Annotated in this window: 4 protein-coding genes and 1 pseudogene; 2 read left to right on the top strand and 3 right to left on the bottom strand. The window is 57.5% G+C overall.

The genetic code is table 11. From position 1 onward, the window contains the following. Positions 1-3: 3 nt before the first annotated feature. The 3 genes from icmH to tssJ form a co-directional block, all read right to left on the bottom strand. Positions 4-804, bottom strand: coding sequence for a type IVB secretion system protein IcmH/DotU (gene icmH, locus V7080_RS24240; RefSeq protein ID WP_334190944.1), 801 nt, complete (start codon positions 802-804; stop codon positions 4-6). 49 nt (positions 805-853) lie between these two features. Beyond that, positions 854-2,200: a type VI secretion system baseplate subunit TssK gene (gene tssK, locus V7080_RS24235; RefSeq protein WP_334190943.1), complete on the bottom strand. Its 1,347-nt coding sequence runs from the start codon at positions 2,198-2,200 to the stop codon at positions 854-856. Positions 2,201-2,307: 107 nt separating this feature from the next. Next, complete coding sequence (gene tssJ / locus V7080_RS24230) at positions 2,308-2,940, bottom strand: type VI secretion system lipoprotein TssJ (RefSeq protein WP_334190942.1); 633 nt, start codon at positions 2,938-2,940, stop codon at positions 2,308-2,310. A gap of 297 nt (positions 2,941-3,237) precedes the next feature. On the opposite strand from tssJ, the gene V7080_RS24225 reads away from it, so the two are divergent. Together V7080_RS24225 and V7080_RS24220 are read left to right on the top strand one after the other, a co-directional pair. Then, complete coding sequence (locus V7080_RS24225; protein WP_334190941.1) at positions 3,238-4,050, top strand: M15 family metallopeptidase; 813 nt, start codon at positions 3,238-3,240, stop codon at positions 4,048-4,050. A gap of 50 nt (positions 4,051-4,100) precedes the next feature. After that, positions 4,101-4,565: pseudogene (locus tag V7080_RS24220) on the top strand (type VI secretion system membrane subunit TssM); the annotation flags it as partial.

Raw genomic sequence — 4,565 nt, 5'->3', positions numbered from 1 at the left:
GGGCTACATTGATGGGCGGGCTTTCGCGCCTTCGCCAACCTCGGGAATCCGCAGCCCGGCACCGGGAAGACCGGATCCCGGCCCGGCTTGCAGTTGGGTCAGTTTTTGCGTGTCAATGTTTAACAGCCACAGGTAAACCAGAAATACACCGACTCCCACGGCGGCAAGCAGCGCATAGAACAGCCACAGCGGCAGCTCATGCCGCATGTATTGCTGTACGCGATGGGGCAGTTTCCAATTCGGGGCAAACTCCGCCTTGCCGCCGCGCGCGTGAACGATTTCCTGGTTGACCCGGCTGATCAGGTAGTTCAATTTTTCCGTGCCTTCCAACAGATATTTGCCCTGGAATCCGAGGAGCAGGCAGGTGTGGAATACTTCAAGCGCCTCGACGTTGGCGGCAGGATCGATGCGCAAGCCTTCCAACTTGTCGAAGAAGCGATCGCCGGCAAGATGTTCGCCGAACATCCTGAGCTGGAGCGGGGCACGTTCCCAGTCTTCACGGACGGCAAAGTCGGACGACAGGATAATTTCATCCATCAGCGCGCAAAACGCATACTTTGCATCGGCTACAGCGAGGGGCGGCTTGCCGAGATTGCGTGCGTTCTTGTCGAATTGAAATAGGAATTGCTCGATGCGCTTGTTGAATTCCGTTGCGGAATTCGGTGCGTTGCCGCTTTGCAGAAGAAACAGCAGGTAAATGCCGTCCTCCAGCAAATCTTTCAGCGATAACGCGAATGTCCTGGTCGTGGCGTCAGCCGGTAATGCGGCCGACGATACCGGCAGGCTGGTGGCGCTGTTCATCATATTGATCATTCCTATGGAGAGATGGCGAATTGACGTTGGCAAAAGAGGGTTAGCGGAATACCGCGATCAGTTCCAGCTTCAGGTCGAGGAGCGTTTGGGGTACGTAAATGCAAATACTGCGCGCCTTGAGCATGCGCTCGAAGATCTGTCCTTGCGGCTCGACCGCGAAATAGTGATTGCCAACCCGAACCGGCATGGCGGCTGGTGTCTGCGGCGCATGCGCGAGGCGTACTCCGGGCAGGGCCGAGTTGAGAATCTTTTCGACATCGTCCGGCGAGCCGACCTTGAGTTTAAGGGGCACGGTATCGAGCACCGTCGCGGTCGGGAGTTCGCTGGAAACGGAGAGATAAAAATCCACGTTTTCGAGGAGACGTTCGCTTTCAAGCCGGCCTATGAAGAAGGACGGCTTGGTGTTAATCAGCGGGATGACCGCATAGCGGTTGGATATCACGGTTTCCAGCAGTTCACGCAGGAGGGTGTCGATCTTTGCGAACACGTCGGTCAGGTTTAAATGGTCGTACGCCGGTATATCGGCCAGCGACAGGGTGGAGGAAAAAGTCATCAGTTCGCCGCACAATTGCGCGCACAGCGCATACAACGCTTCCGGATGCGCGCCCGTGCGAAACAGGTGGTTCAACAGCGGGAAGGTCCGGTTGACGGTATGCAGCAGCCAGAAGGACGAAATATCCGACGTGCCGTATTCAACGACACTTTTGACGCGTTCACGGTGAACGCCCGCGAGCGCCTGGCTCTTCACGAGCAGGATGTCGAGTAACCTGCGCATCATCGTTGCAAGTGGCCCCGATCCGGCGACATCGAGCAGCGGACCGACATACGAGTCGTCGAGCGACCAGGCACCCGTGGCGTTTCTGGCGATACGCGCGATCGCCATGCAGTGATGGCCGTCGCGGTTTTCGGGCTCGAGCAGGATACGCACATTGGCGCGCAAGGCGGTAATTTCCGTCTCCAGCGCATTGGTGTACAGGTCCGAGACGCTGACCTGCTCGCTCATGAATCGGGCGGGCCGGGCAGTGACCGATCCGGCGGCGCTGATGTTGCCGCCGAACGCATTCAGCGCAGGGATGCATGCATACACGAGCGCTTCCGTCCCAAGTTGCGGTATGTCGTTCAGGTTGCGCACGGCCGGAAGCGGCTCATCAGCCGGCGCACGTACGCTCAATCCGTCCTGATAGACCACGTCCAGTGTGTTGACCCTAAGCAGGCCGCCGCGCAAGGCATCGACATCGATATCCACGTTGCGTGCACCCCATGGATAGGCGTGCACCTGACGCAGCACCTGGGCTAGCGACTGTTCTGAAAATAATTCCTGCTGTTGAAAATGCTGGGGGCGCAAGAACATGCCTTCCCCCCACAAAATGCGATTGGCTCGCAGCATACCGGTCCTGTGAAAATGAAGTTGAATACTGGATGGCTAATTAATGCGCGGCACGGATACGCTCGTCAGCGCGCGGCTGTTTCTGCGCATGTCGGGATTCCGCATGCTCAGGGTTTGTTGACGAGGATTTGTTCGATCGGGCCGGTTCGTGTCGGCAAATCCTTCCACACGCTTTGCTGCGGCGGATTGGACGACGCCGGATTGCCTGCGCGCGGGATGATGTTGTTGCGGATATCCTGGGCGCCGCATTGGAACCTGGCGTCCAGTACCTGCCCAGGTATCGGGATCGGCTTGGGGCTCTCGAGTATCAGGTAGCAGTCCTGAACCCTGAAGTTCAGTCCCTTGCTCCGGACTTGCTCCGTGTCGACGAGAAAGCGCCAGAAATGCGGGTCCGGTTGCCGGAAGAAGGCGACCACGCCCACATATCTGGCGTCCGGCCTTATTTTGTCGCTATTGGTGTATTTTGCGCCGGGCACCAAAACAATCTCATTGCGCTCCAGCATGTCGGCACCGAGAAATTCTGATTCCGGCCGTCCGCTTGCCAGCGTGTCGAAAGTCAGTTTCGAAAACTCCCCCGCATTCTTCAGCTGATAAATACGAACGACAACTGATAAAGGTCGGCCGCTCGCGTCCCGGTTGATCAGTGTGTCCGCCTCTCCCTTGATCGCAAAGGTCTTTGGTCCAATCGCACATCCGGAACACAGAGCCAGTACGAGCATGGCCTGCATGAGTTGTCGCATCAGGGAAAAGTCATATCTCGGTAAATGCATCTAGTTGCCCCGCGGTAACAAAATTAGTTGTTAAAAATTTATTGATATCTATTCATTTTTTATCGTTGTCTATTATACAATCTTGCACGTTTTGCAACCATGTCGAATTGGAAAGTTTTTACCGGCCGCAGAATGCGCGGAGGCGGGTTGTCGATGGAATTTGGCTAATTTGGGGCGGCTGGCAGGCATTGAAGAGGCATGTATTTGTAAATAGGTAACTTCTTCAACCGGGCTGTGGATGCAGTTGATTTGAAGCGCGAGGTGTGTTTGGGCAGTCTGGTTGCCATGCTGTGCGTGATGCTGATGCTGCTGCTGGCATGGGTGGGTTGGCGGTTTTTCAGTGCGCCCGCGAACCGTATAAACAACCACGTCCGCACGCCAGATGCAAAGAAGAACACTCTGACGGCAGCGCAGGCAGTGCAGCGGCGGAATGGTGCCATCCGGCGAAAAACGGTTCGTCCGTGGACGCTCGTCCATGCGGCGCTGTGGGCTGCGCCGGTATTGGCCGGCATAACGATTGCCAGTGTATTGGCGATATCGGGGCGAATCTCTCTCGATCCGCTGGAAATGCTGGATTTCGCGCGCCAGCAGCATGTTCGTGGCGCACTTCGGCCGGAAAAGCTGGTTCCGCCGCCTGCATTGCCGCCATCGGTTTTTATTGTTTCTGGACGTCCTGGCCTGCAAACCGCTGACCGCGACTGGAACCGTCTGCATCCAGCGTTCATGCAGTTTGCGCTGCTGGTCTTTGCGCGCATGGAGGCGCGGGGCTATCCGATGGCACTCCTGGAGGGGTACCGGAGTGCGGAACGACAGGACATGCTCGCAGACTCGCCGCAGCATGTGACGAATGCAAGGGGCTACGAGAGCAAGCATCAGTATGGGCTGGCGCTTGATGCGGCGCCGATTCGCGATGGCAGGCTGGTCATCTCCGAGAGGGACCCCTGGGCGATGCAGGCGTATCAAGCACTCGGAGAAGAGGCGGAAAAGGTCGGTCTCGTTTGGGGCGGACGCTGGAAGCTCCGGGATTTCGGCCATATCGAAATGGCCGGCACGATTGCCGCCGGCTTGCAGACGAAATAAAGGAACACGCTGCCGGGTCGGCGGCGTTGAAGGATTAAAAGGGAAGAAGCATGTGGAAATGGTTGCGTAATACGAAACTGGCCTCGGCACTCGGATTTCTGATCCTGATCGCACTGATCTGGTTTGTCGGTCCGTTCGTCGGACTGGCAAGCAACGAGGTGCGATTCGCGTGGATTTTCGGCGTCATGCTGCTTTGGATCGTTACCCTGATGGTCGGGCGCATGCTGGCCGAGCGAGCAGGCGGGATGCTCGAAAAGTTCCTGCGCCGCCAGGCGGACGACGCAGTCATGGGCGCCAGTCCCGACAAGCGTACGGAAGTGACCAAGCTGCGCCAGCGCATGCTTGCTGCCATTGATACCCTGAAAACATCCAATCTCGGCAAGGCTCGCGGCAAGGCCGCCCTGTACGAACTGCCCTGGTACATGATCATTGGCCATCCTGCCGCCGGTAAAAGCAGTGCGATCCTCCATTCGGGGCTGACCTTTCCTTTCGGAGACAAGCAGGCGGTACAGGGC

Origin of the sequence: Noviherbaspirillum sp. (assembly GCF_036846085.1) — a bacterium.
Taxonomy (GTDB): Bacteria; Pseudomonadota; Gammaproteobacteria; order Burkholderiales; family Burkholderiaceae_D; genus Noviherbaspirillum.
The sequence above is the reverse complement of the archived record's forward strand: the minus strand, read 5'-3'. Positions and strand labels throughout refer to the sequence as shown.

What these genes read in the sequence shown, in the direction of transcription:
- tssJ (WP_334190942.1), bottom strand. Translation starts at nt 2,940, where the DNA reads ATGCGACAACTCATGCAGGCCATGCTCGTACTGGCTCTGTGTTCCGGA.
- tssK (WP_334190943.1), bottom strand. Translation starts at nt 2,200, where the DNA reads ATGCTGCGAGCCAATCGCATTTTGTGGGGGGAAGGCATGTTCTTGCGC.
- icmH (WP_334190944.1), bottom strand. Translation starts at nt 804, where the DNA reads ATGATGAACAGCGCCACCAGCCTGCCGGTATCGTCGGCCGCATTACCG.